The organism is Deinococcus detaillensis, assembly GCF_007280555.1.
GTDB lineage: Bacteria > Deinococcota > Deinococci > Deinococcales > Deinococcaceae > Deinococcus > Deinococcus detaillensis.
Genome location: NZ_VKDB01000023.1, coordinates 14,643 through 38,814 on the forward strand (window position 1 = coordinate 14,643; position 24,172 = coordinate 38,814).

A 24,172-nucleotide genomic window follows, 5' to 3' on the forward strand; every position below is an offset into this window, starting at 1 on the left:
AAAGCGGCACACATTGCTTCAGGTCACGTTATAGACGAGCGGTGTTAGGCCAAGGTTAGATCAATTGCAAGATAAGCGAAATTTCAAGCAAGCAGGAGAGAGCCAAAAATCTTGTTTAGAGTTTAGCTAAAGGTAGATTGAACTGACTCTCAAGCAAATTAATGTTCAACTAAAGATCTTAAAACTGCAAAGCGTATGTAGAGCCGTCACTGCCCTTGCAATTGCCGACGCCGTGGCCGCTGGCGTCGGCCTGAAAGTCACAGGTGATGGTTTTGACGGCGGCGGTGTTGAGGCGCTGAGTCTTGACGATCAAGTTGCCGGGGCCGGTGGGATTGCGGGCCTCAGCGGAAGTTCTCAGGCCGCCGTAGCCGCTGCGGCGATCCTCAGAGTCGCCACCGAACGAAGAGCCGACGCCAAAGCCGACACTCACTCCCAGCGCGTTTTGGTTGCCGATAACGCTGTATTTGCCGCTGTAGAGGTCTTGGCCGAGTTGCACCGTGACGTTATCAGGCGTTCCGGCCAGCACGGGGCGCGGCTGGAAACCACCGAGGAACAGCACCCGGCCTTCTTGCCCGCTGACCGCGTTGACCAAGCGGCCCGCCGTGTCGGTGATAGTCGGGGCACACGACGCCAGAACGCCCAGCAAAGTGAGCGGCAGAGCAGCAGCAGCAAAACGGTTCATGCTGCATGCTAAGCCCTAAGAGCTGACGGGGTGCTGAGAAACCGCGTCGCTCGGCCCCACTTCCCCTTCATCCCTCAAATGCCCACGCTCCGGTGCGCTAGCCTAACTCAGCATGAAGGTCAAAGTTTCCGGCAACCGTTCCCGTTCCGCTCAAGCCTCACTCCCCGCGACCGTCCTCACTCCTCCAACTCCGGAGCCGCGCCAAGAGCGTTATCCCGTCCGCCCGTCCCAGCTCAAGGTGCTGGACATCGAGAAGGTGGTGGCGGGCGGCCTCGGCCTGGCCCGCGACGAGGACGGCGTGGTGCTGGTGCGCGGCGCACTCGGCGGCGAACAGGTGGAAGCCCAGGTGCAAGCGGCGCGGGGCGTGCGGCAGGGCCGGGTGGTGCGGGTGCTGCGGCCCAGTCCTGACCGGGTGGACGCTCCCGATTTGCCCACCGCTGACCTCGCCCACGCCCGCTACTCGGCGCAGCTCCGCATCAAGCGCGAGTTGGTGGAAGAAGCGCTGAGCCGCATCGCCAAACTGGATCATCCGGTGGCCGACACCGTGCCGAGTCCGAGGGAGTGGCATTACCGCAACGGAGCTCAGTACCTGGTGACGCCGCGCGGCCTGGCCTACCGCGAGCGCAGGGGCCAGGGCATGTGGCGGCTTGAGGGCGGCCAAGACCCCTTGGTGATGGACGCGGTGCAGGCCGTGCTGGATCAACTCGACCCTGAGCGGCTCGATCCGGCACACGAAATTGCCTTTCGCGGCAGCCGCCAGACCGGGGAAGTGGTCGCCAGCTTGATCGGCGTCGGGCAGCCGGGCCGGTTTTTGCGGGCCGCCCATCACCTGCTGGATGTGGGCGTGGTGGGCGTGTCGCTGGCCGGAGCGGCGCAGCGTAGATTTACAGCGGGCGTGCAGCTCATCGCCGGAGAAGGCAGCGTGCAAGAAAAACTCGGTGAGGTGCAGGTCAGCTTATCGGCGGTGGGCTTCGCGCAGGTCAATCCCGAGGCGGCGGGGCAAGCTTACCGGATGGCGGCTCAGTTGGCGGGAAGCAGCTCTGTGTTAGACGAGAACGCCGAGTTAGACGGGAGCAACATGCCCGACAAAAACAAAACGGCGCTCGACCTCTACGGCGGCAGCGGCGCGATTGGCCGTCATCTGGCCCGGACGTTTGGCAAAGTGATCGTGCTCGACACCTCCAGCGAAGCGCTGCGGCGCGGCCAAAGCGACGTGCGGCAAAGCGGGGAAAAAAACGTGGTCTTTCGCCGGGATGACGCCGCCGCCCTGCCCAATGCCGACGCCATCGTGGTCGATCCGCCGCGTGCGGGCCTGAGCAGCGAGGCCAGAGACGCCATTGACGACAACACCGCCAACACCCTGGTGTATGTCTCGTGCGACCCGGCGACCTGGGCCAGAGACGTGGGCGACTTGGTGCGGCGCGGCTGGGTACTGGGCGAAGTGGTGCCGCACGATTTTTATCCGCAGACCAGCCACGTGGAAGTGGTCAGCAAGTTGACGCGGCGCTGAGCGGTAACCGGGGGCAAGTCGTCCTGCGACTCCCGTGCAGTGGGTTAGGAACCTGAACCTATCTTCCCCGCCACCAGCAGCCGCTCCAGCACCGCCGCCACACCGTCCTCGTCGTTGCTGAGGGTCACTTCAGCGGCCAGTGCCAAAACTTCCGGCACGGCGTTGGCCACCGCCACCCCGCAGCCTGCCCACGACAGCAGCGGCAGGTCGTTGGGCGCGTCCCCAAAGGCCAGCACTTCGCCCGCCCTAATCCCCAGCCCGGCGCACAAGCGGGCCAGCGCGGCGCTTTTGTGGACGCCCCGCGCCGCGATTTCGGCAAAGGGTGCGCCGCTGAGCGAAGCGTGGAGTTCGTCGCCGCACCGCGCATTGATCAGCTCTGTAAGTTGCGCGGGTGACAAACGGGCGGAGCGGGCCATCACTTTCAGCACGGGGTGGCCTGCATCAAGAACCTCTAGAACGTCACTCACGCTGTCGGGCGCGGCGCGGTAAGCGGTTTCGGCCTGCATCCCGCTGCCCCACTCCAGCGCCAAGCCCAAGTCGGGGCAGGCCGAGCGCAAGGCAGGCACGGCGCGGCGCAGCACTTCGGGGGACAGGGTTCGCAAGTCCTCGGGTTCACCGCCGGGGAGGCGGTGAATGGCCGCACCGTTGCTGCAAATCACGTGTCCGCTGAGGCCCAAATCCTTTGCCAGCGGCAGCACCATCCGCGAGGGCCGCCCGGTAATCAGCACCACCACTCCGCCCGCCGCCTGCACGCCCGCCAGCGCGGCGCGGCTGCGCACAGACACCTCACCCGCCGAACTCAGCAAAGTGCCGTCTAGGTCGCTGGCCACCAATTTGAACTTCATGGCTCTATCTTGACCGGAAACGGGGAGCGGCTTCCACACTCTCCCATCACTGCTGTTCCAGCAGCACCACTGCCGCCGCGTGCTGGCGGGTGTGGGTCAGGGTTAGGTGGGCGACGTAGCCGCGCTCACGCATCTCGGCCGCAATAGCGGGCGCAAAGCCCAGCAGCGGCGGCGCATACGGAAAGGGGCCGTCTGGGGTGCGGGGGCGCTCCACCCACACATCGCGCCAGGCGTGCGGGCGCGGCCAGACTTTTTGAAAGGCTTCCTTGGCCGCAAACCGCGCCGCGAAGCTCGGTGCCGGATCGGCGAGGGCTTGGCAGTAGGCCAGCTCGCCTTCCGTGAACAGCTTGCCGAGGCGGTGGCTTTCGCGCTCAATCAGGCCGCGAATTCGCTCTACCTCTACCAGATCGTGGCCGATGGCGATAATCACGTGGAACAGTTTAGGGCCTGTGGCCTGCGACTTTGTAGAAAAACCAAAAAAAGTGGGAAGCGGGCCAGCTGCTCACCCCACTTCCCACTCACCCCGGCTTGCCCTCAGGCAAACGATTCCAACTCGCTTGCGCTGATCGGGCGCGACTGTGCGCCGAGGCTGGTGGCGCTCAGGACGCCCGCCGCGTTGCCGAGCTTGGCGGCTTCGGCCATCGATTTGCCGTTCAGGACGGCGTGGGCAAAAGCGGCCACGAAGGTGTCGCCCGCGCCAGTGGTGTCGACCACCCGGTCGCCGACCGGCACCGCGTCCACCAGTTCGGTTTCGTCGGGGGTCCAGACGATGCTGCCCATCGCGCCCACTTTGACGACGACCCGTTTGGTGCCGCGTGCGCCGAGCGTCGAGAGGGCCGCGCTGATGCTGTGGGTGCCGGTCAGGGCCAGCAGCTCGTGCTGGTTGAGCAGCAGATAATCCGCGCCCACCGCGCTGTCGAGCAGGCCCATGCCCACCGCGTTGACCGCCCCGGTGCCGAGGTCGAGGAACACCGGCACGCCAGCCTTTTGCGCCGCTGCCACCGATTTGAGGGCGTAGTCGCGCTGCGGGCCGCCGATCAGGCTGTAGGCCGAGAGAATCAGGGCGTCGGCGCTGTCGATGTCTTTTTTCTTGAGTTTGGCCGGATCGAGTTCGCGGTTGGCCGCGCCGTAACTGATCATGGCCCGCTTGCCGTCGGGCGTCTGCATCACCGTGATGGTGCTGGTCAGCGCTTCGGTGTCGCGCTGCACCGCCGCTTCCGACACGCCGCTGCTGCGCACGCTCGAGAGCGCAAAGTCGGCAAAAGGATCTTGGCCCACCCTCGCCGCCAGCGTCACGCTGTGGCCGAGGCGGGCCAGCGTGACGCTAATGGTGCCGCCTGCGCCGCCCGGCTGCATGGTGGCGCGGTTGGGGGCCACTTCTTCCCCCGGCGCGGGCAGGTGGTCAAGGTGATACAAGTGATCCACCGTCACATCGCCAATTACATAGAACTTCACTGTTTTCCTCCGCACCCGCCAAGCAGACCTCGCCTTGACGGGAGAATTTTCGTCTTGAATACGCTTATCTTGCCCATGATACACGGCGCCGCCTGAGCCTTGCGGCGGAGAGAGGCCGGTTGTTGCTGAGTTACTGACCGACTGGGCATCTGGCCCCAGCGAAGACTATTTTTGGATTGGCCTTCAGTCTACGTTGTCCACTGGGCGCAGCGCCGTAAAAATTTGCTCCATTTGGACAAGCGGCACGTCTTCGGCGCGGACATTGGCCGTCAGCTGCGGGCCGGCCTGACCAGCTTTCTGGATAGCGGCGTCAATGAACTCGCCCTCATAGCCGGCCATCCGGAGGTTGTTGCGCAGCGTCTTGCGGCGGTGCTGCAAAGCCACTTCCAAAAAGCGCACGAACGCCGGGTCGGGCTTGGAGCCGCTGAATTCCAGCCGAACGATGCTGCTGGTCACGTCGGGCGCAGGAAAAAAAGCTCCCTTGGACACGTCACGGATGATTTTGGCGCTGCCGTGAAGGGCCACCAGCGCCGAGAGGTAGCCGTAGCCGTCTTGTCCGGGCTGTGCGCCCAGCCGCTCGGCCACCTCACGCTGCACCAGCACGGTGGCCGATACGATACCGGGAGCCTGCATAAACTGGGTCAACAGCGCCGTGGAGATGTAGTACGGCAAGTTGGCGATCACCCGCGTGCCGGGAGGCAACTGAGAGTAATCGAAGGTGAGCGCGTCGCCCCAGATGATGTCTACGCCGCTGCCCGCCAGCGTTTCGGCCAGCACCGGACGCAGCCGCTCGTCTTTTTCTAAGGTGGTGACGGCCGCGCCGCGCCGCGCGAGTTCGCGGGTCAGCACGCCCAGTCCCGGCCCGACTTCCAGTACGTTGACGCCCTGCGCCGCGCCGCCGACTTCAGCGATCAAGCGCAGGGTGTTGCCGTCGATCAAGAAATTCTGACCGAGGCTTTTGGTGGGGCGCAAATTGAAGCGCTCCAGCAGTTCGCGCACCGTGCGCGGCGAATACAGCGGCGCGGCAAGCTCGGTGATGGGCTCAGAAGCAAGCCCAGCCGCAAGGTCAGCGGAGGGTTCGGGCACAGCGTCAAAATCGGGGTCAGGAGTAGGCATAAGCAAAAGCAGAGCGGCCAGAGCAAGCCCAAAACACAGCGGGCCTTACGCTGACGCGGCGCAAGTAATGAGTATACTTCGGCCATGACCGAGAGCAAGGCCCCCGTATCCCTTCAAAAGGGCGTTGGCACTGGGGGAGCACCCATCACGTCCGCGCCGCTCCCGGCTATGCCGCCGCACCTGGCAGGGCTGAATCTGGACTGGGGCGGCTACCTGACGGCCGGCGAGTACCGCCGCGCCATGGCCGCCGCCCGCCTCGCTCCCACACCGCTGCCGAGCAGTTTACTGAGCGCTCTGGAGTCGCTGCACGACATTCAAGATCACGTCCGCGCCCACAAATACCCGCAGGCCCGCCGCGCCCTGAACCGGCTGACCCAAGACCTCAGTGAACCCGACGCCGCGCTGAGTGAGGTGCGCCGCCACGTCAGTGTCCACACGCTGGACGCCGCCCTCACGAGTTTGGAAGCGGCGGAGACGGCGCGTCATGTAGAACCCGAAGCGTTGACTGCCGCCCTGCAACCCGCCCTCGACTTGCCGCTGACCCGCGCCGAGGCGCTCAACTCGGTAGGTGTGCTGCACGCCATCCATGAGGAAACCGGCCAAGCCCGCCAGCTGTTTGAGCAGGCCGCCGAAGCCGACGCGGGCCACTACCGCGCCGTCAGCAATATTGGGAATTTGGAGTTGCAAGCCGGAAACTTCAAAGAAGCCGAGGCCGCCCAGCGCCGCGCCATCGCGCTGAATCCCGACTTTGCCGGAGCGCACCACAATCTGGGCGTGGCGCTGCGTAGACAGGGGCGGGTCAACGACTCGGTCAAGGCCATCCGGCGCGGCCAGCGCTTGTCGGTGCGCCGAATGCGCGAAGACGCGCCGCGCCTGAGCGTCGGCAGCGCGGCCAACAAAGGGCTGAATGCCAAGTGGCTGACTCCGGCCAATTTGCGGATTATCGGCTTGGTGGTCGCGGCGCTGGTGTTTTACTTTTTCCTCAAAGGGCGCTGAGCAGAGCAGCTTCTCGTTTGCGGCCTGTGGCAACAAAATGCGGGAACAAAAAGACGCCGAAACGCTCTCCTCACACGCGCACCAAAACTTGGGCGCGAAACTGAGGCATGGCTGAAGCGGTTTTCCTTCCCGAAGGTGTCAAGGCGCTTGACGCCCGTTTAGAAGCCGCTGAGCTGCTGGATCTGGCAATGGAAACGGCGGGGCGAGCGGTGGCCGACCACCTTCAACACCACTTTCCGGCGGGCCACGTCTTGCTGCTGGCAGGCAGCGGGGCCAACGGCGGAGACGCTTTGGTGGCGGCGCGGCATTTGCTGGCACTGGAGCGCGAAGTGACGGTGCTGGCCCAACCGTCCAAGCACCCGCTGAGTCAGCTCAACAAGCGGCGGCTCTCAGCGGTTGGCGTTGAGGCGCAGACCCTCTCAGCAGCCAACCTGCGCCGCGTCCTGACGGGCGCTCAGATGGTCGGCGGGGTGGTGGTGGACGGCCTGCTCGGCACCGGATTCGTGCCGCCGCTGCGCCCAGAACTCAGCGAACTCGTGGAGATCATCAACCAAAGCGGTCTCAAGGTGCTGAGCATTGACCTACCCTCCGGCTTGGACGCCAGCAACGCTCAGCGTCCAGAGGCGGCAGTGAGGGCGGCGCAGACCGTGACGTTTGGCGGCCTCAAGCCCGCGCTGATCTACGGCCCCGCCGCGCACGCCGCCGGAGAGGTGAGTGTGGCCGACTTGCGGGTACCGCCGGAGTGGGTTTTGCGGGAAGCGGTGGCCCTGCGCCTGACTGACGCTGAAATCGCCGCCAAGCTGCCAGTGCGCTTTGCCGACGCCCACAAAGGCACGGCGGGCCGCATCTGGATGGTGGGCGGACACCCCGGCACCGTGGGCGCACCCGCGCTGGCCGGGCTCGGCGCTCTGCGGGTGGGCGCGGGGCTGGTCAGCATCTACAGCGGGGCCGATGTGCCGCTGATCACGCCGGAGCTGATGGTTCACCGGGTCGAAATGGATGACCAGCTGAGTGCACTAGAGAACGAAGTAAAGCCGGACGCGCTGGCAGTAGGGATGGGCCTCGGCCCAAATGCGGCGCAGGTGGCCCGCACGGTGCTGAGTTGGACAATTCCCACCGTAGTGGACGCCGACGCCCTGCAACCCGAACTCGCCGGACACGGCCACGACCAAGTCATCTGGACGCCGCACCCCGGCGAAGCGGCGCGGCTGCTGGGAGTCACCACACCAGAGATCACCGCTGGTCCGCTCAGTGCGGCCAGGCAGCTTCAAAGCAAGTTCGGGGGCGTGGTGGTGCTCAAAGGCGGGCCGTCTACCCTGGCCACTGGGAACGGCCTTTTCGTCTCGCGGGGCGGGCATCCCGGCATGGCCTCGGCTGGCATGGGCGATACGCTGAGCGGCATTTTGGCGGGTCTACTGGGACAAGGGCTGAGCGCCGAGGACGCCGCGCTGTGCGGCGTAAGGCTGCACAGCAAAGCGGGCGAACTCGCCGGAGCCAAGCACGGCTACGGCCTGACGGCCACCGACGTTTCGGGGGAAGTGGGAGCGGCTTGGCTGGCGCTGGTGCGGGGCGCTTAGCCAACCGCTTACATCCGCTTTTTGGTCGCCCGGGTGGCCTGCGCCGTCCACGGATCATCCGGCCAGGGGTGCTTGGGATATTGGCCGCGCAAGTCTTTGCGAACTTCAAAGTACCCGCTTTGCCAAAACGAGCGCAAATCCTGCGTGATCTGCACCGGGCGGCGGGCGGGCGAGAGCAAGTGCAGCAGCACCGGCGCTCTCCCCGCGTTGACGGTGGGCGTATCGGCCAGCCCGAAGAGTTCTTGCAACTTGACAGCCAGAATAGGAGCGTCGCCGTCTGGGCGGTACTCCAGCTTGATGCTGTGACCGCTGGGCACGCTGAGCTGAGTGGGAGCGAGTTCGTCGAGTTGGCGCGGCAAAGGCCAAGGCAATAGGGGATGCAGCGCCGAGAGAAGCTGGATCTTGCCCAAATCCTCGCGCCTGCGAACCGTGCCGAGGTGGGGGGTGAGCCAGTCGTCCAAGCGCTCCAGCAAAGCGGCGTCCGAAACATCCGGCCACTCCTCTCCTGCTCGCCACGCCCGCAGACTCAGCACACGGGCTTGCCACTGCCGCGCTTCATTCGTCCAGCTCAGTGAACCCAGCCCCTCGCGCAGCACCGCCGAGCGCACGGCGGATACCCGCAGAGCTTCCGGCACTTGCTGGAGCGGCTGGGTGCCGAGCAGCAAGCGGCCAAAGCGGCGCTCGCGGGCGGCGGTCAGCGTTCCTGTGCGGCTGTCCCACTCGACCACGTCGGAAGTCACCGCCTGAGCGCTCAGCACCGCTTCACTCAGCGGCGCAGCAAGGTAGATGCGGCCCTCGCCGCTGCCCGCATCCAGGTGAGCGGCCACCACATAGGGCTGCCCGGCGAGGTCATCCCCTTCGGGGAGCCGTGCGCCCTGCCCTCCCGCCAGCAGGTAGCGGTCTAGAGTGCCGGGGCGAAGTTGCGCGGCCCGTTCTGGATAAGCAAGATGCAGGAGTTGGCCCACCTGCTCTGGGTCGGGCGAAGTGTCGTCAGGCCGGACACGCAGCAAGCTGCGCCACTGCCGACTGAGACGCTCGATTCGCTCCAAGATGGCCCTGTCCCCTTCTCCCCTGCCCCCACTGCGGTGCTGGCGCAGCGCCCAGACCCGCCGCGCCACGTCGCTGCCCGCACTGCGCGGCAAGGGGTCGCGTTCCTCCAGCACGGCGGCAAGGTCGGCAGCCAGCGGGCCGAGGCCCAGCGACGCGCCCTGACTGAGCAGGTGGGCCAGTCGCGGGTGGGTCGGCAGGTCCAAGAGTTCGCGGCCCTGCGGGGTGATGCGGCCACCTTGAAGAGCACTCAACTCGGTCAGCAGGCTCTGAGCGGTGGCCACTCTGGGCGGCGGCGGAGCGTCGAGCCAGGGCAAAGCTGTCACATCCGCGCCCCAGCCCGCCACTTCCAGCAGGAGCGGCGCGAGGTCGGCGCTCAGGATTTCCGGCAAGCGTGCGGCGGCAAGCAGCGGCTGGGTGCGCTCGCTCCACAGGCGGTAAGCCACCCCCGGCGCAGTGCGGCCCGCCCGTCCAGCGCGTTGATCGGCGCTGTCGCGGGTCACGCGGCTCGTCACCATTTTGCTCAGGCCGCTGCCCGGATCAAATTGCTGGGTGCGGGTCAGGCCGCTGTCGATCACCACCCGCACGCCGTCAAGGGTCAGACTGGTTTCCGCGATGCTGGTGGCCAGCACCACCTTGCGCCGAGCAGGGTCGGGCACAATGGCGCGGTTTTGCTCGGCAATCGGGAGGTCGCCGTAAAGCGGCAAGACAGAGACTTCGGGGTGACGTTCGCGCAGCGCGGCCATGTTGCGGCGAATCTCAGCCACGCCCGGCAAGAACGCCAGAATGTCGCCTTCATCGCTTGCCAGAGCCCGCGTCACCGCGCCCGCCACTGCCGAGGCCGGATCAGCCGGATCGGCGGCGAGGTAGCGCACGTCCACCGGATAGCTGCGGCCCAGGCTTTCCAGTATGGGAATGTGTGTACCCAAACGGGCAGGCAAGCTGGGATCGAGGGTGGCTGACATGATCAGCACCCGCAGATCGTCCCTCAGTGCGCCCTGCACCTCGCGCACCAAGCTGAGGGCCAAATCCGCGTTGAGGCTGCGTTCGTGGAACTCGTCGAAGAGAATCAGGCCCACGCCCTTCAGCTCCGGGTCGTGCTGAAGGCGGCGGGTCAAAATGCCCTCGGTGACGACCTCGAGGCGGGTGCGGGCCGAGACGAGCGTTTCAAAGCGCACCCGCAGGCCCACCGTCTCGCCGACTTTTTCGCCCAGAGTGGCCGCCAACCGCGCCGCCACCGCTCTGGCCGCCACCCGGCGGGGTTGCAGCAGCAACAGACGCTGGCCCGAGAGCCAAGGCTCAGAAAGCAGTTCCAGTGGCAAGCCGGTGCTTTTGCCCGCGCCGGGGGGGGCTTGCAAGATCACCAGCGGGTGCAGATTGAGCGCCGCCCGCAAGGCCGGTAAAAGTTCCAACACCGGCAAGCTCAAGGCGTTACACCAATGAGCCGTCCGCTCAGCGGCGCGTGATCGGAAAAGCGTTCGCGGCGCTCCACCCATACTTCTGTCAGGGGCAGACCCGCCGCCAGGAGGTAATCGATGCGCCAGCCGACATCGTTGTTAAAGGCGTTGGCGCGGTTGCTCCACCAAGTGTATTCGCGCCGATCAATCAAGTGGTCGCGGTGGCTATCGCGCAGGCCCAGCGCCAGATACTGGCTCATCCACTCGCGCTCATGCGGCAAAAAGCCGGGCTTGTTGCGGTTGCTCTGCCAGTTTTTGATGTCCAGCTCCGTATGGGCCACGTTGAAATCGCCGCCGATGATCAGGGGCGGTCTGGGGGCGGCTGTCTTCGTTTCGTTGTCGTCTTGGCTGCTCTCTGCGTCCGGTACAGATAAATGCCCGCGTGTCCACTCGGCAAAGTCCACCAGGACCCGCTCCTTAAAGAGTTGGCGCTCAGGCCGACTCGCGCCGCTGGGCAAATACACGCTGGCAAAGCGGACGCCCTCCACCACCGCCGACAAGACCCGCCCCTCGGCATCGACTTCGGGGTCGTTCATGCCCATCTGCACGTCACTCAGGCCGCGCCGACTCAGCAGCGCCACTCCGCTGTACCCGGCTTTTTGGGCAGGGTGCCAGCACGAATCGTAGCCGAGCGCGGCAAACACCTCCGGCAGCGGCTCAGCGCGGACTTCTTGCAGCAGCAGCACGTCGGGGGCGTGGCGCTCCAGCCAGCCGAGCAGCCCTTTGCTGAGGGCGCTCCGGAGGCCGTTGACATTCAGGGTGGTGACGTTCAGGGAGGTAAGGGAGGACACCCCGGCAGCATAAAGCAAGGCCCCACGCTTCAAGCCCAAATCAAGACAAGATTTATACCACTGAGACCCGCCTTCATGAGAACAGCGCTAGTCTGTCGGCATGGCAGATATCCAGTTTCGCAACGAGTCCGACGGTCAGAGCTTTCAAATGACCCACCCCAAAGCCGCACGCGTGCTGGACGACATCGAGAAGTGGGCGGGCAGCAACGGGTTTGAACACATCACCTTTTGGCGTGACGAGAGCGACAGCACCAAATACTGGGTGCAACTCGGTGAAGACAAGCTCAACTATTGGGTGCATGAATCGACGTTCAGCGAAGGCAAACACGAAGAAGTCGAAATGCAGCTCGACTACGCACGCGGCGCTCAGCGGCGCTCGGCAGCGGGGTACGCCAAGTTCGACAAGTGAAGCGGGCTGAACCAAGTTCATTCGTCCTGCCGGAAACTTGCCGCCTTCTGCTAGCCTGAGCCGCATGCGATTGGTGGTTGGCGTTTCGGGAGGCAGCGGGATGCCGTATGCCCTGAGCATTTTGAGGGCGCTGAGCAGCCTGGATGTGGAAACGCATCTGGTGGTTTCCAGCGGCGCCAAGCGGGTGATGAGCATGGAAGGCGGGCCGCAACTGAGCGACCTGACCGAACTGGTGCACACCGTTCACGACGACCGCGATCTGGGGGCCAGCATTGCCAGCGGCTCCTACCGCACGGCGGGCATGCTGGTGGTGCCGTGCAGCGCCGGAACGCTGGCCAAAATCGCCCACGGCTTTGCCGACAATCTGCTCTCCCGCGCCGCCCACGTGACCCTCAAAGAGCGCCGCCCGCTGGTGCTGGTGACCCGCGAAGACCCGCTGCCGCGCCCGATGTTGCAAAACATGCTGCTGGCCCATGACGCCGGAGCCAGCTTGATGAGCGCCAGCCCGGGCTTTTATCACGCGCCCAAAACGGTGGACGAACTGCTGCATTTCGTTACGGCGCGGGTGCTCGATCAGTTTGGGCTGGAAGCGGGCGATTTTAAGCGCTGGGGCGAGGCTTGACGCTTCCCCAGCGCACCGCGGCCCTGATTCCCGCTGCCGGACTGGGCACCCGCTTGGGGCAGGGGCCAAAAGCATTTGTCACTGTCGGCGGCCTGAGCCTGCTAGCCCGCAGCGTGGCGGCCCTCGCACCACTTGTTGACGAGGTGGTGGTGGCCCTACCGGACGGTTACGCCCTGCATGATTTGAACTTGCCGGGTGACGTCCGCGCCATCACCGGAGGCGCGACCCGCCAAGCCTCGGTGTTGGCGCTGCTGCAAGCCAGTGAAGCCGACGTGGTGCTGATCCACGACGCGGCGCGGCCCTTTTTGCCGCCGAGCGTGGGTGAGGCTGTCAAAGCTGCCGCTGCCCAAACCGGAGCCGCCACCGCCGCGCTGCCGGTCGCCGACACGCTGGTGCGTCAGGCTGGGCCGAACTTGTGGGGCCAACTGACTTCCCGGGAGGGCCTGTGGGCGGTGCAGACGCCGCAGGGCTTTCGGCGTGAGCTGCTGCTGGAAGCCCACCGAGCCGCCGAGAAAAGCGGCATTCAGGCCACCGACGACGCCGGGCTGGTGGCGCGGCTGGGCCTGCCGGTGGCGCTGATTTTGGGTGACGCCCGACTTTTCAAAGTCACCACTCCCGGCGACCTGGTCTTGGCCGAAGCGCTGGCACGACTCTGGGACGCCGAACATGCCTGAGACGCTCAAGGTCTTTGCCCCCGCCAAGATCAATCTGGGTCTCTCGGTGCTGGGCCTGCGCTCTGACGGCTATCACGACCTCTCCAGCATGATGCTGCCGCTGTCGGTGGGCGACGAACTGGAGCTAGAGCCTGCTCTTGACTTGACACTGAAGGTACTGGGCGCGGATTTGCCAACCGGCAGCGGCAATCTGGTGTACCGGGCAGCTGAGCTGTACTTCAGGGCGGCGGGCGTGAAAGGCGGCGCTCAGATCACTCTGCATAAAGTATTGCCGCTGGCCAGCGGCCTCGGCGGCGGCAGCAGCGACGCGGCGAGTACCTTGCTGGCGCTTGATCAGCTGTATCCGGCGGGCGTTGATTTACACACACTCGCCCAGCAACTCGGCGCGGACGTGCCGTTCTTTTTGCTGGGCGGCGCGGCGTTGGCCGAGGGCACTGGGGAGCGCCTGACCCGGCTAACTGCCCCGCCAAGCTGGCTGGTGCTGCTCAATCCCGGTGTGCCGGTCAGCGCCCGCGACGCTTATTCGTGGCTGGACGAAAAGGGGGCTTACACCCCGCCGCTGGACGCTCCCGCACTGCTCGGCGCATTGGCAGCAGGTCAGATGGTGCCGTATTTCAACGCCCTGCAAGACGCGGTGGCGGTTCGTCACCCGCCGATTGCCGCCGCGCTAGAGGCACTCACCCAAGTCGGCCTCCACAGCCCGCTGATGAGTGGTTCGGGCAGCACAGTGTTTGGACTGGCCCAAAGTGAGGCGCAGGCGAGAGCAGCAGAGGCCAATTTGCAAGCTCAGTTTCCGAACTGGTGGGCGCGGGCGGCACAGATCAGGAGTGGACTGGCCCTCTAAGCCACTCCTGCCGTTTCTTCCAGGATCCCACTGCCCCGCGTGGCGTCTTGCAAGGCTGCCCCAAACGCCTCCACGTCTTCAGGATAAAGCTGCACCGGCAAGCTCACGCCCGCGCCGCTGTAACTCTCCTCACCACGCCCGGTATCAAATTGGCCGAGCAGGTGATACAGGGCGCTGAGAAACTCGTAGGGCACCGAAACTTGATATGTCAAGCGGGGGCACACCTCGAAACGCTCGGCAGTTCGCAGGCACTCGGCGCAGCCCCCGCCGTAAGCCCGCGCCAGTCCGCCAGTGCCGAGTTTGACGCCGCCGTAATAGCGCACCACCACCACCATCAGGTGATCGAGGCTCTGCCCCTGAATGGCCCTGAGCATCGGCATTCCCGCCGTGCCGCTAGGTTCGCCGTCGTCGGAGAAGCGGTAAAGCGGGCCAATCTGGTAAGCCCAGCAGTGGTGGGTGGCGTCGGGGTAACGCTCCTTGAGGGCGGCAAGCTGAGCCAGCGCTTGTTCGGGCGTGTCGGCCCGCTCAGCGAAGGCCAAAAACTCGCTGCCGTCTATCACGGCGTCTGTGCGGTGCGGCTGCGCCAGCGTCGTAAACGGCGTCAGGTCGGCGGGTGGCCCAGCCATCACAACAACCCGCGCCGCGCCAGTTCGCGTCGGGCGTGAAACAACACCAAACTGCTGGGGCCGTCAAAAATCTGACCCGCTTCCAGTTGTTCGTAGATTTCAGGCAGCGGCAAGACCAAGCGCTCGATCAGTTCACTGTCTTCATTTTGGGTGCTTCCCAACTCGGCACCAAACGCCAAAAATGGATAGAACACCGCCCCGCTGATGCTCGGCTGTGGATAAAACCCCGGCAGGGCGACCCACTCGCTCGCCACGCCGCCCGCTTCTTCTTTGAGTTCGCGGGCGGCGGCCTCTGCCAAGTCCTCACCCTCCTCCACCCCGCCCGCCACCACCGCGCAGATGCTGGCCCCCAGCGGATAGCGGTACTCGCGGATCAGCACACCCTGACCAGAGGCCGTGATCGGAAATACGAACACGGCGCGGGGGCCGCGTGGCCGGTAGACATATTCGGCTTCCCTGCCGCCGTGCAGGCGCACCACGTCGCTCACCAAGCGGCGCGGCGGGCCACTGAGTTCGGTGCGGCTCAGCGTTTGCCAGGGCTGCTGCTCGTCGGCAATCAGGCGGGGCCAATTGGGATGCTCGGTCATGGCCTGAGGATAGGGCCTTAGCCGGTATGCCGCCACCTGATTACGCCGATTTAACCCTTGAATGAGACTTGCCTGAGCGCTTCTCACTCCCAGAGTCTTAAAGTAAGGCTCAGACATGCGGGACGCCTTCAAGATCCTTTCATCTGCAAGCTTGCTGCTGGGAGCGCTCCTCACTCAGCAGGTTGCCGCCCAGACTGCTGCGCCCAGCGACCCGTTCGTGCGCGGCGCACCTGCCCAGAGCTTGCCGGGTCTGACGCCGCTCACGACTCCCACACTCCAAACCAGCACTTACCCAACCAGCACTTCAGCGCTTAGCAACTCCGTTGGTTCCAGCCCGCCGAGTACTCCCCCATCTCCCAGCCGTCTCAATCCACTTCCGCCGACAGCGGCCCCCAGCGCCAGCGAGTTCCCCGCGCTCGGCTCGCCCCGCGTCTACAGCGAGGGCAGCCAAACCAAAGTGGTCTACGATCTGCCCACCGGCGTCGTCTACAGCCTGATCCAAGAATTCAGCGGCCTGCGCCTCGAGTTCCGGCAAGTGCGCTCAGCGCCCAGTGTCACCGCTCAACTCGGTGCCGCTGTCGGTGAATACCGGGTGGCTTCCTCGCCCAGCGGCGTGCAGATCAGGCTCGCCACGCCGTTTTCGCTCAGCGCCAAAAGCGGGTGGCGGGCCAGTGAGGCCATCATCGCCTCCGGTGGGCGGGTACTGATTTTAGAAATTGGCCCGGCCATCGGTGGCGGCGCGGCGGCCAGTCTGCGCGGCACAGTGAAAACCGATCCCCCCCCGCCCAGCGAACAAGCGGTGAGTCCGGGCGGCGTGGGGCTGACCCCGCTTGCGCTCAAGAGTAATCTAAGCACCGCGCCGCCGATCAGCTTAAGCCGTGGCGCGGCGACCAGTTCACTCGCTTCCACCGCGTTCAGTTCAGCCGTGGGCCTAGCCGACCCCGCTCAGGGCCTCCTTTCGCCCAGTGACACGGCCGCGGCCGCCGGAAGTTCGGGAACCAGCGCCGCCAGCCAACTGCCGCCCGGCGACTCGCTGGGCAACGCGGCTGGCGCTTTGCCCGCGCCCGCTGTGGGCCTGCCCGGCATCAGCGACGGCGATCCCAACATCACACGCGGCAAAGCCAACGGCAGCCCGCAGGCCGGAGCTATTTTGGCCGCGCCACGTATCGGCAAAAACCCCGGCGTCACGCGGGTGGTGCTCGACTTGCCGCCCGGCACCAGTTTTCAAATCTCACCGGGAGCGCTGGGTCTGAGCATCGACCTGGTCGGCGTCGGCGCAGATCCGCTCAGTGCCGGCATCGTCAGCAGCGAGCTGCGCGGCTGGCGCTACAGTCCGGCGGCGGCGGGTTCCGGCACGGCCAGCCGCAGCAACGTCTTTTTGCTTTCGTCCTCGCCGCTGACCTTGCACAGCGGCTGGCGCGGCGTGTTGCTGCCGCCCGCCGGCGGCTCAGACCGCTCGCGGCTGGCGATCGACTTTTCGCCCGCCTTTGCCAACACCACCCCGCTTTTGCCCGCCGAAAAAGTGCTGGCCGCTGCGCCGCCCGTGCGCTCATCCGCGCTGACCTTCAACGGAACAGCCTTGGCGCTGCCCAGCGTCGTCATTGACGCCGGGCACGGTGGGCGCGACCCCGGCGCGGTGGGCCTGGTGACCGAGAAAATGGTGGTGCTGGACGTGGCCCTGCGGGTGCGGCGCTACCTTCAGTCGGCGGGCATTAACGTCATCATGAGCCGCGAAAACGACAGCGCCATTTCCAACGACAAAAACACCGACCTCAATGCCCGCGCCGCGCTGGGCTACAACGGCGCTCAGCTGTATGTCAGCATTCACGCCAACAGCATGGAGCCGGTCAATGTGCTCAGGGGCTACGGCATCGAAACCTGGTGGAACAACAACAACGCCGCCAGTTCGGCCTTTGCCGGATTGCTGCAAGCCAATATTATTCAAACCACTGGAGCTTACAACCAGGGGCTGAAAAGCTCGCGCTCGCTGGCGGTGCTGCGCGGCTCGCGAGTGCCCGCCGCTTTGGTCGAAATCGGCTTCGTGGGCCATCCGGTCGACGGCAGCAACTTGGAAGACGACAACTACCTCGAGCGGGTGGCGCTGGGCATCGCACGCGGCATCCGCGAGGCGCTGGTGACGGGCGTGGCCACGCCAGCGGGCAAGTAAAGAAGCCCCCAAGTGAGCGTTTAGCTTTTGCTGCTGTCCCCCAGCGGCACGGCAATCTGTTTGCGGGCGGCCTGAGCGGTGGGGGTCAGCCACACCACGCCGCTGCCGGTTAGGCTATAGATCATGCCCTCGCCGCTGCGGTAGGTGCTGAACCAGCCCCGGTCGAACTTTTCGATATTGAACTGCAAACTGCTGGAAAACAGCAGGATCAGGTCGCCGTCTATGCGCATTTCGTCGTTGTTGAGGGTGTGGATTTCGATTTCCTCGAACGGCACCGGGCTCTCCAGCACGAAGTAGCCGGTTCCCTTGAGTTCCGGCGACACCAAGCCGTTGCCGCCGAAAGCGCGGGCGTCGAGCATGAGGCGCGGCGACATGTCCATGCTGGTTTCGCACGAGTAAAAAGCTCCGTCGTCGATGATGTAGTTATCGTTCGGCGAATCTTTTTCACCGATAATCAGGTGTTTGTAAGTGGGTTCTGTCCAGACCACGCCGCTGCCCTGAAAGATGTTGCGCGACGACGACTCGCCCATTGCTCGGCCCGCCGCCATCCGCGCCACCCCGCCGAGCAGGCCGCCCAGCCCGCCGCCCCCTTGGTTGCCGCCGCCCATCCCCGGCGAACTCTGCATTCCGCTCAGCGACTTCATGCGGATATTGCCCCGGCTGAACTGAAAGGCTCCGGGTTGCAGCAGCGCCCCGCCGCCGTCGAGCTTAATCTCGAGGACGTTGGGACGCATTCCCAAGCGGTCAGCGGCGTAGAAGTGCTGCGCTTCGTAGAGGTCGTGCGGCTGCACCGGACTTTGGTAAGTGGTAAAGGTCACGCCCTTGCCGGCGGCGGTGTCGAGCTGCTTGAGATTTTCACGGCGCTTTTCCATGCTGAGCCTCCTGCCTTGAAGTTAAAGTGAAGATGAAATCACAGTTTACCTCACAGCGCTTTTGCAGGCAGCGCAATGACTTCTTGGCTCTCGGTGACGCGCCTGCCCGCCGCAAAGGTCAGGTCGCCCAGCGGCACACCAAAATGTGAATCCACTTCCAGCAGGCCCAATTCCAGGCCGCTGAGCGCCGCGCTGATGGGCAAGCCGCCGCTGGCACGGGCGTTGACTTCCAGGAGTTTGGGCTGGCCGTGCTTATCTTCACGGAACTGGGCATTGAAGAGGCCGTCCATCTGGAGTTCGCGGCAGAGGAGGGCCGTCCACTCGCGCATCTGCGGATGCTCCACAGCGGTTTGCAAGTTGCCCAGCCCCACGAGCTTGCGCCGAATCACGCAGGTCAGCAGCTCGCCGCCGCGAGCGAGGGCGTCAATGCTGTATTCAAAGCCGGGCAGGGTTTCCATCACCAGCATCACTGGCAGTTCCTGATCCTTAAACAGCAGTTCGGCAGCGGGGTAGCTCAGGCGCAGCGGGTTGCCGCTCAAAAAGTATTTGAGGTCGTCACCCTCGGTCAAAATCCTAAAGCCGATCCCGAAGATGCCGCGTGCGGGTTTGATACAGGCCGAGCCGTACTCGGCTTCGAGTTCGCGGGCCGCCGCCAGCATCTCCGGCCAATTGTGCACGGGCCGCGTTTCGGGCATGGGGATGTGCTCAGCGAAGGTCTGGTAAAAGTGGGCTTTGTCTTCGCACCGCTCAAAACTGGCCGGGTCAGTGCTGGGAACAATGAGGCGGCAACCGGCGGCCCCAATCTCAGCGCGGTGCTGGGCCAAGTGTGCGGCGTAACGCCCCGCCACCAGCGCGGCGATGTTGTGTTCCCGCACGGTTTGCAGCACGTACTTCAAATATGCCGCCGCGCTGGGCATAGCCGGCTCGACAAAGCCGTGATCCGCCGCGCCGAGATAGCCCGCGTCCGGTGAAGTGTGGCTGGCCAGCACCCGGTAGCGCCCTGAGCGTTTGACTTGGCGAATGCGCTGCAAGGTGGGGCTGATATTTTTGCTGAACCAAACGGGAGGAAGCGCATCAGGTGAGGCAGTGGACATGAAGACGCATTATGCCGCCCGCTGAGAGCCGGCAGCGCAGGCCTACGATTTTAGTACCTGCAATCTTGATCCCTGTAACTTTAATAAATGTCCGACTTCTTCACTCCGCTTATAATCGACTCCGCGTTTTTGAAGGCACCTCAAGTTCAGTTCTTTCTCCGCCTTCTTCCCTCAATCTTTTTTAAGGAGCCATTCTCCCATGCGAATCACTGCCGTTTTTGAAAATCTGGCCCAAGCCGAAGCCGCCCTTCAAGACCTCCACCAAGCGGGCGCGGGCGACGCCAAACTGACGCTGCTTGAGCACGCGGCCGCCGGGAGCCACTCCAGCGAAGCGTTCGGCGATATTTACGCCAGCGCCGAGAGCGGCCTGAGCACAGAAGAAGGCCGCAAGAAACCGTTCGGCAGCACCTATGAGGAAAGCGGCACGCCCACCGCTCAGCCCACCGAGTTCTCGGCAGAACTGCTCGACAAGGGCGGGGTGTTGGTAGCCGTGGAAACCGACCAAACCAGCCTCAGCGAAAACGAAGTGCAGACAATCTTGAATCATTACGCGGTGAGATAAAGCAACGGTAAGCTAGCAAAAGCGGCAAGACAACAGAATCAAAAACCCATGAAGGGGGTCAGTCTGGCCCTCTTTTTTTGGTTTTTGAAACGGTCTTCACTCGCTCGCCAGCGGGTTCGGCAGCGAGAGCTTTGAATGCAGCGTGGCAAGGTTGATCTCTGCAAACGGGTAAGAAGCGCTGCTCATCTACAGGCCTATAAAATTGCTGAATCCTTTATGCTGTCTTCTGAATTTAACGAACACAGCACGCTGGCCACTATCATCTAAACGTTAAGCGCCTTCTGACGGCTGAAGTTTTGGAGGGGGACATTCGGCGGCCTATTAAGCAAGGCGAGCGTTTACTTGCGCCAAAAGGAGTCCCGACTTTGTCTTTACCACTTTCTTCAGTGAGTCCGTTTCCCCAGCAGGCCCTCGCCTCCTCGCGCCAGATCGTGAGCTTGTTGTTCGGCCCGCCAAGTCGGCGCAGCTTCCACGTGCGCTACTGGGACGGCAGCCAGGAAGGCCCAGCCGGAAGCACGCCCGCGACGGTGACGCTGACTTCGCCGGCTTCGCTGAGGCGAATGCTGTGGCCGCCTTCGGATTTGGCGCTGGGCGAAGCGTTTATTTTCGGCGACTTCGATGTGGAAGGCAGCTTGGAGCACGTGCTGGCGCAGGCCGTGCAAATCGGCGATCAGCTGCTGCGGCCCGCCGTCGCGGCGCGGGTGGTGGCGGCGCTGCTGAGTTTGCCCGACACCAAGCGCCCCACTCCGAATCTGAACTTTGACGACACCAGCAAAACCCACTCCAAAGAGCGTGACGCCCACGCCATCCGTTATCACTACGACATCGGCAACGACTTTTACAAGCTGTGGCTCGACGAGCGCATGGTGTATTCCTGCGCTTACTTCAAAACCGAACACGACACGCTCGAACAAGCCCAGACCACCAAACTTGACCGCATCTGCAAAAAGCTGCGTCTTCAACCCGGCGAGCGCCTACTCGACATCGGCTGCGGCTGGGGCGGGCTGGCGATTTACGCCGCGCAGCATTACGGCGTCACCGTCACCGGGATTACGCTGAGTCCGTCGCAGGCCGAGGTGGCGCGGGAGCGGGCTGAGGCGGCGGGCGTGGGCGACAAAGTCAAGATCGAGATTCGGGATTACCGCGATTTATCCGCCTCCACGCGCTACGACAAAGTTGCCAGTATCGGCATGTTCGAGCATGTCGGGCGGGCCAAGATGCCGAAGTATTTCGCCCAGATCTACAAGCTGCTCCGGCCCGGCGGCTTGCTGCTCAATCACGGCATCGTCAAAGAAATTGCCCCCAACTTTATTCACTGGGGCTTTGGAACGGTCGAGCGCTATCTCAACGCCCACTCCTTTTTGCAAAACTACGTGTTTCCCGACGGCGAACTGCGGCGGCTGAGCGAAGTCAATTTGCGGGCCGAGCAAGCTGGTTTTGAAATCCGCGACGCCGAAAACATGCGCGAACACTACGCCCTGACCCTGCGCCAGTGGGTGATGCGCCTCGAAGACCACCACGCCGAGATTCTGGCGCGTGGCCTGGCCGACGAAGTGACGTACCGCATCTGGCGCTTGTATATGGCTGGAAGCGCTCAGTCATTCACGGCGGGCCGCATCGGCGTGGTGCAGACCCTGCTGGCCAAACCTCTGCCGAGCGGCGAGGTGAACTTGCCGCTCGGCAGAGCCGACATCGAGGCCTGAGCGCTCAGCTTTTCAGCGGCGCTCAGCTTTTCAGCGGCGCTCAGCTCTCCAGCATCTTCGCCCAGCTCGCTTTGTCTTCGCCCACTGACAGCACCTTGCCGCCGCGCACCAAAGGCAAGTTGAGCGCGGCGGGAAAGTCGGCCAGTTTGGAGAGCAACCCTTCTTCGGAAAGGCGCAGATAAGGCAAGCCGGAATCCTCGTAAGCTTTGCTTTCCTTATCCAGCACTCCATTGGAGCCGAATTTTTGCTGAAAACGCGCCAACTCGCCTTTGCTGATCGGCTTGGTGGCCAGATCCACGAAATGCACTTTGACGCGCCGCTCCTTGAAAAAGCGCTCGGCGGCGCGGGTGGCCGCCGACTTCTTGAGGCCGAACATTTGAACCGTTATCTCGGGCATGCTTTCAGTTTAAGGCGTGCCTGCTGAGCTGGGCAAAACGGTGCGGCCTACTTCAGTGTGTCGCTGAAATAGTTGAGCATGGCGCGGCGTCCATCTTTGCTGGAGTAGCTGTCATCGATTTTGCTGTCTTTGAGTAAGAAGCCGTGCGGCGCACCCTGGTACACCACCAGTTTGAAATTCTTGCCCGCCGCGTCCAGCTTCTTGGCGTATTCGTAGATGCTGGCCACCGGGCTGGGCTGATCTTTGCTGCCGTGCAAAATCAGCAGGGGGCGCTCAAGTTGCCCAATCAACTCGGCGGGCGTTTTGGGCTGAGTGGCCGTGCCTCCCATATCGGGGAAGCCGTACCACGCCACACCAGACTTAAACTGGGGCATCTGTGGCAAAAACAGCATGGTGTAGCGCCCGCCCGCACAGAAGCCGGTCAAGCCCACGCGGTTCATATCCACGTCGCTGCGGCCCGCCATGACCTTGAGGCCGTCTTCGATCAGCGCTTTCACGGTGTCGTCGCTTGGCTGCTTCTCGAAGGTCTGCCAGCCGAGGGCCAGCGTCACGTAACCCGCCGCCGCCATCTCGTCGGTCAGGTCTTTGTAACCCTGCTCCAAGCCGTTAAACGAATGAATCAGAATCACGGCGGGCTTTTTCTGCGTCCCCTCCGGTGCAGAAAGGTAGCTTTGATAAGCTTTGCCGCCGCTCATCACGTCTAGGTTTTGTCCGGCAGCTCCGGCCAGCGAAAAGGCGGTCAGGGCGAGAACGGCGGCGGAAATTTTGAGATTCAGCATCAGGGGAGGCCTCCACATTTACCGTAGAGGACGCCATGAAGGCAGGTTGTACGCCAGACGACGGTAGCCCATTCACAGGAAGTTAAGTCTCAGATGAAATCGGTGGAGACTTACGCTCCGTATTTCTGTAACTTCAGCGCGTTGGCCATCAAGAGGGGCATGATCTCGGTGCCTTTGCGGAGCGCCAGACTGCCCTTGAGCGATTCGTCTTCGGTGTAGCGCTGGGCCAAGTCTTTGCGCCCGTACTTGCTGCGAATCAGCAGCGGCACCGGATGCCACGAGTGGGTCGCCAACTTGCTGGGCGTGCTGTGATCGCCCACGATGCAAATCACGTCCGGCTCCAGCGCCAGCAACTCAGGCAAGAGCGCGTCGAACAACTCGATCTTTTTGACCTTGGCTTTGAAGTCGCCGTCTTCGCCGGTCGAGTCGGTCTTTTTGATGTGAAAATAAAAGAAATCGTACTCGCCCCAAGCTGTCTTAAGCGCTTCGACTTTACCGTTCAGCGCATCTTCCTCGCCCTTGACTTCCAGCACGTCCATGCCGACCAGCGAGGCCAGGCCCTTGTACATCGGATAGGAGGCGATGCAGGCGGCCCTCAGCTTGTAGATGTCGTCGAAGCTGGGAAAGTGCGGCACGTCCGAATAGCCCCGGAACAGCACCCCATTGACCTGCTGCTCGTCTTTGAGGGCGGCTTCGGCCTGCGTCACAAAGCTGTTGACCAGCGCCGCCGTCGTCTGACTGGCTTCATCGTGGGCCACGGCAATCATCGGCTGCACGCCGGTGTCCTGCGGGTCAACGTCGCTGAGGTTCGCGCCCAGCGACGTGCCCTGAGCGCGGAAGACCACCACGAAACGGTGTTCGCTCTCGGTATAGATTTCCACCGGAATGCCGTCAATATTCTGAATGACACCCTTGAGCTTGGCAACGATCTCGGCATTCTTCTCGTCGCTGGGGCGTCCGGCGCGGCGGTCTTTGATGATCCGGTCGCCCTCCAAGGTGGCGAAATTGCCGCGCACCGCCACGTCACCGGCACTGAGCTTGACGCCGATGCCCACCGCGCTGAGCGCTCCGCGCCCCACCACGAACTTCAGAGGATCGTAGCCGAACAAGCTCAGGTGGCCGGGGCCGGAGCCGGGGGTAATACCCGCGCCGACGAGTTCAACTTGGCCGAGTTGGGACTCACGCGCCAGCACGTCCATGTTGGGGGTCTTGGCAGCGGCCAACTCGGTGTCGCCGCCCGGGTCCATCGGCAAGCCGCCAATGCCGTCCAGCACCACCATCAAAATCTTTTCGTCGGTCTTCTTGGCCAGTTCACGAATGGTCTCGATCATGCCTGCCAGTTTACGCCGCGCTTGTCAGG

At 63.9% G+C, this 24,172-nt stretch carries 24 protein-coding genes; 10 read left to right on the forward strand and 14 right to left on the reverse strand.

Going from position 1 to position 24,172, the window contains the following annotated elements; all coding sequences use genetic code 11:
• Positions 1-178: 178 nt before the first annotated feature.
• On the reverse strand, positions 179-682 hold the full coding sequence (locus tag FNU79_RS15265; RefSeq protein WP_143721673.1) for a hypothetical protein: 504 nt from the start codon (positions 680-682) through the stop codon (positions 179-181).
• A 112-nt stretch (positions 683-794) separates the two neighbouring features.
• Here FNU79_RS15265 and FNU79_RS15270 point away from each other — a divergent pair, with 112 nt between their 5' ends.
• A complete protein-coding gene (locus FNU79_RS15270) occupies positions 795-2,192 on the forward strand; it encodes a class I SAM-dependent RNA methyltransferase (protein ID WP_143721674.1) in 1,398 nt (465 codons plus the stop codon).
• A 44-nt stretch (positions 2,193-2,236) separates the two neighbouring features.
• Here the strand turns inward: FNU79_RS15270 and FNU79_RS15275 are convergent, their stop codons facing one another.
• The 4 genes from FNU79_RS15275 to rsmA all read right to left on the reverse strand — a co-directional run bounded on the left by FNU79_RS15275 (position 2,237) and on the right by rsmA (position 5,608).
• On the reverse strand, positions 2,237-3,037 hold the full coding sequence (locus tag FNU79_RS15275) for a Cof-type HAD-IIB family hydrolase (protein ID WP_143721675.1): 801 nt from the start codon (positions 3,035-3,037) through the stop codon (positions 2,237-2,239).
• A gap of 46 nt (positions 3,038-3,083) precedes the next feature.
• Positions 3,084-3,467 (reverse strand): 4'-phosphopantetheinyl transferase superfamily protein, encoded by a 384-nt coding sequence (locus FNU79_RS15280; protein WP_143721676.1) that lies wholly within the window; start codon positions 3,465-3,467, stop codon positions 3,084-3,086.
• Between the two features lie 104 nt (positions 3,468-3,571).
• Complete coding sequence (locus tag FNU79_RS15285; RefSeq protein WP_143721677.1) at positions 3,572-4,492, reverse strand: carbohydrate kinase family protein; 921 nt, start codon at positions 4,490-4,492, stop codon at positions 3,572-3,574.
• A 183-nt stretch (positions 4,493-4,675) separates the two neighbouring features.
• Positions 4,676-5,608 (reverse strand): 16S rRNA (adenine(1518)-N(6)/adenine(1519)-N(6))-dimethyltransferase RsmA, encoded by a 933-nt coding sequence (rsmA, locus tag FNU79_RS15290; RefSeq protein WP_143721678.1) that lies wholly within the window; start codon positions 5,606-5,608, stop codon positions 4,676-4,678.
• Between the two features lie 84 nt (positions 5,609-5,692).
• On the opposite strand from rsmA, the gene FNU79_RS15295 reads away from it, so the two are divergent.
• Together FNU79_RS15295 and FNU79_RS15300 are read left to right on the forward strand one after the other, a co-directional pair.
• Positions 5,693-6,604 (forward strand): tetratricopeptide repeat protein, encoded by a 912-nt coding sequence (locus FNU79_RS15295; protein ID WP_164473471.1) that lies wholly within the window; start codon positions 5,693-5,695, stop codon positions 6,602-6,604.
• A gap of 107 nt (positions 6,605-6,711) precedes the next feature.
• Positions 6,712-8,181, forward strand: a complete 1,470-nt coding sequence (locus tag FNU79_RS15300; RefSeq protein ID WP_164473470.1) for an NAD(P)H-hydrate dehydratase — start codon at positions 6,712-6,714, stop codon at positions 8,179-8,181.
• Positions 8,182-8,189: 8 nt separating this feature from the next.
• Here the strand turns inward: FNU79_RS15300 and hrpB are convergent, their stop codons facing one another.
• Positions 8,190-10,643 (reverse strand): ATP-dependent helicase HrpB, encoded by a 2,454-nt coding sequence (gene hrpB, locus FNU79_RS15305; RefSeq protein ID WP_241191160.1) that lies wholly within the window; start codon positions 10,641-10,643, stop codon positions 8,190-8,192.
• An 8-nt stretch (positions 10,644-10,651) separates the two neighbouring features.
• On the reverse strand, positions 10,652-11,476 hold the full coding sequence (locus tag FNU79_RS15310) for an exodeoxyribonuclease III (RefSeq protein ID WP_124871849.1): 825 nt from the start codon (positions 11,474-11,476) through the stop codon (positions 10,652-10,654).
• A 100-nt stretch (positions 11,477-11,576) separates the two neighbouring features.
• On the opposite strand from FNU79_RS15310, the gene FNU79_RS15315 reads away from it, so the two are divergent.
• The 4 genes from FNU79_RS15315 (at position 11,577) to FNU79_RS15330 (ending at position 14,025) form a co-directional block, all read left to right on the forward strand.
• Positions 11,577-11,885, forward strand: a complete 309-nt coding sequence (locus tag FNU79_RS15315) for a hypothetical protein (protein WP_124871845.1) — start codon at positions 11,577-11,579, stop codon at positions 11,883-11,885.
• 64 nt (positions 11,886-11,949) lie between these two features.
• Positions 11,950-12,507, forward strand: coding sequence for a UbiX family flavin prenyltransferase (locus tag FNU79_RS15320; protein ID WP_124871843.1), 558 nt, complete (start codon positions 11,950-11,952; stop codon positions 12,505-12,507).
• On the forward strand, positions 12,504-13,181 hold the full coding sequence (ispD, locus tag FNU79_RS15325; protein ID WP_225430110.1) for a 2-C-methyl-D-erythritol 4-phosphate cytidylyltransferase: 678 nt from the start codon (positions 12,504-12,506) through the stop codon (positions 13,179-13,181). The genes FNU79_RS15320 and ispD overlap by 4 nt, the downstream gene beginning before the upstream one ends.
• Positions 13,174-14,025 carry a 4-(cytidine 5'-diphospho)-2-C-methyl-D-erythritol kinase gene (locus FNU79_RS15330; RefSeq protein ID WP_143721680.1) on the forward strand — a complete coding sequence of 284 codons (852 nt, stop codon included), beginning with the start codon at positions 13,174-13,176 and terminating at the stop codon, positions 14,023-14,025. The genes ispD and FNU79_RS15330 overlap by 8 nt, the downstream gene beginning before the upstream one ends.
• On the opposite strand, the gene FNU79_RS15335 is transcribed toward FNU79_RS15330, so the two are convergent.
• Positions 14,022-14,651 (reverse strand): IMPACT family protein, encoded by a 630-nt coding sequence (locus FNU79_RS15335; RefSeq protein WP_143721681.1) that lies wholly within the window; start codon positions 14,649-14,651, stop codon positions 14,022-14,024. The genes FNU79_RS15330 and FNU79_RS15335 overlap by 4 nt on opposite strands.
• Positions 14,651-15,238, reverse strand: coding sequence for an NUDIX domain-containing protein (locus tag FNU79_RS15340; protein WP_143721682.1), 588 nt, complete (start codon positions 15,236-15,238; stop codon positions 14,651-14,653). The genes FNU79_RS15335 and FNU79_RS15340 overlap by 1 nt, the downstream gene beginning before the upstream one ends.
• Positions 15,239-15,353: 115 nt before the next feature.
• Between FNU79_RS15340 and FNU79_RS15345 the strand changes: the two genes are divergently transcribed.
• Entirely contained in the window at positions 15,354-17,405 is a 2,052-nt protein-coding gene (locus tag FNU79_RS15345) for an N-acetylmuramoyl-L-alanine amidase family protein (RefSeq protein ID WP_143721683.1), read from the forward strand.
• 20 nt (positions 17,406-17,425) lie between these two features.
• Here FNU79_RS15345 and FNU79_RS15350 read toward each other — a convergent pair whose 3' ends face one another.
• Positions 17,426-18,277 carry an AIM24 family protein gene (locus FNU79_RS15350; protein ID WP_143721684.1) on the reverse strand — a complete coding sequence of 284 codons (852 nt, stop codon included), beginning with the start codon at positions 18,275-18,277 and terminating at the stop codon, positions 17,426-17,428.
• Positions 18,278-18,327: 50 nt separating this feature from the next.
• Positions 18,328-19,371, reverse strand: a complete 1,044-nt coding sequence (locus FNU79_RS15355) for an ATP-grasp domain-containing protein (protein ID WP_143721685.1) — start codon at positions 19,369-19,371, stop codon at positions 18,328-18,330.
• Between the two features lie 199 nt (positions 19,372-19,570).
• On the opposite strand from FNU79_RS15355, the gene FNU79_RS15360 reads away from it, so the two are divergent.
• A complete protein-coding gene (locus FNU79_RS15360; protein ID WP_143721686.1) occupies positions 19,571-19,933 on the forward strand; it encodes a hypothetical protein in 363 nt (120 codons plus the stop codon).
• A 365-nt stretch (positions 19,934-20,298) separates the two neighbouring features.
• Positions 20,299-21,636: an SAM-dependent methyltransferase gene (locus FNU79_RS15365; protein WP_225430111.1), complete on the forward strand. Its 1,338-nt coding sequence runs from the start codon at positions 20,299-20,301 to the stop codon at positions 21,634-21,636.
• 40 nt (positions 21,637-21,676) lie between these two features.
• On the opposite strand, the gene FNU79_RS15370 is transcribed toward FNU79_RS15365, so the two are convergent.
• From FNU79_RS15370 to FNU79_RS15380, 3 genes are all read right to left on the reverse strand, one after another.
• Positions 21,677-22,033: an ArsC/Spx/MgsR family protein gene (locus tag FNU79_RS15370; RefSeq protein ID WP_143721687.1), complete on the reverse strand. Its 357-nt coding sequence runs from the start codon at positions 22,031-22,033 to the stop codon at positions 21,677-21,679.
• A 47-nt stretch (positions 22,034-22,080) separates the two neighbouring features.
• Positions 22,081-22,812: a dienelactone hydrolase family protein gene (locus FNU79_RS15375; protein WP_185974748.1), complete on the reverse strand. Its 732-nt coding sequence runs from the start codon at positions 22,810-22,812 to the stop codon at positions 22,081-22,083.
• Between the two features lie 110 nt (positions 22,813-22,922).
• Positions 22,923-24,143, reverse strand: a complete 1,221-nt coding sequence (locus FNU79_RS15380; protein WP_404825801.1) for a 2,3-bisphosphoglycerate-independent phosphoglycerate mutase — start codon at positions 24,141-24,143, stop codon at positions 22,923-22,925.
• Positions 24,144-24,172: the final 29 nt, after the last annotated feature.

What these genes read in the sequence shown, in the direction of transcription:
- FNU79_RS15265 (WP_143721673.1), bottom strand. Translation starts at nt 682, where the DNA reads ATGAACCGTTTTGCTGCTGCTGCTCTGCCGCTCACTTTGCTGGGCGTT.
- FNU79_RS15270 (WP_143721674.1), top strand. Translation starts at nt 795, where the DNA reads ATGAAGGTCAAAGTTTCCGGCAACCGTTCCCGTTCCGCTCAAGCCTCA.
- FNU79_RS15275 (WP_143721675.1), bottom strand. Translation starts at nt 3,037, where the DNA reads ATGAAGTTCAAATTGGTGGCCAGCGACCTAGACGGCACTTTGCTGAGT.
- rsmA (WP_143721678.1), bottom strand. Translation starts at nt 5,608, where the DNA reads ATGCCTACTCCTGACCCCGATTTTGACGCTGTGCCCGAACCCTCCGCT.
- FNU79_RS15295 (WP_164473471.1), top strand. Translation starts at nt 5,693, where the DNA reads ATGACCGAGAGCAAGGCCCCCGTATCCCTTCAAAAGGGCGTTGGCACT.
- FNU79_RS15300 (WP_164473470.1), top strand. Translation starts at nt 6,712, where the DNA reads ATGGCTGAAGCGGTTTTCCTTCCCGAAGGTGTCAAGGCGCTTGACGCC.
- FNU79_RS15315 (WP_124871845.1), top strand. Translation starts at nt 11,577, where the DNA reads ATGGCAGATATCCAGTTTCGCAACGAGTCCGACGGTCAGAGCTTTCAA.
- FNU79_RS15320 (WP_124871843.1), top strand. Translation starts at nt 11,950, where the DNA reads ATGCGATTGGTGGTTGGCGTTTCGGGAGGCAGCGGGATGCCGTATGCC.
- FNU79_RS15330 (WP_143721680.1), top strand. Translation starts at nt 13,174, where the DNA reads ATGCCTGAGACGCTCAAGGTCTTTGCCCCCGCCAAGATCAATCTGGGT.
- FNU79_RS15335 (WP_143721681.1), bottom strand. Translation starts at nt 14,651, where the DNA reads ATGGCTGGGCCACCCGCCGACCTGACGCCGTTTACGACGCTGGCGCAG.
- FNU79_RS15340 (WP_143721682.1), bottom strand. Translation starts at nt 15,238, where the DNA reads ATGACCGAGCATCCCAATTGGCCCCGCCTGATTGCCGACGAGCAGCAG.
- FNU79_RS15345 (WP_143721683.1), top strand. Translation starts at nt 15,354, where the DNA reads ATGCGGGACGCCTTCAAGATCCTTTCATCTGCAAGCTTGCTGCTGGGA.
- FNU79_RS15350 (WP_143721684.1), bottom strand. Translation starts at nt 18,277, where the DNA reads ATGGAAAAGCGCCGTGAAAATCTCAAGCAGCTCGACACCGCCGCCGGC.
- FNU79_RS15355 (WP_143721685.1), bottom strand. Translation starts at nt 19,371, where the DNA reads ATGTCCACTGCCTCACCTGATGCGCTTCCTCCCGTTTGGTTCAGCAAA.
- FNU79_RS15360 (WP_143721686.1), top strand. Translation starts at nt 19,571, where the DNA reads ATGCGAATCACTGCCGTTTTTGAAAATCTGGCCCAAGCCGAAGCCGCC.
- FNU79_RS15370 (WP_143721687.1), bottom strand. Translation starts at nt 22,033, where the DNA reads ATGCCCGAGATAACGGTTCAAATGTTCGGCCTCAAGAAGTCGGCGGCC.
- FNU79_RS15375 (WP_185974748.1), bottom strand. Translation starts at nt 22,812, where the DNA reads ATGCTGAATCTCAAAATTTCCGCCGCCGTTCTCGCCCTGACCGCCTTT.
- FNU79_RS15380 (WP_404825801.1), bottom strand. Translation starts at nt 24,143, where the DNA reads ATGATCGAGACCATTCGTGAACTGGCCAAGAAGACCGACGAAAAGATT.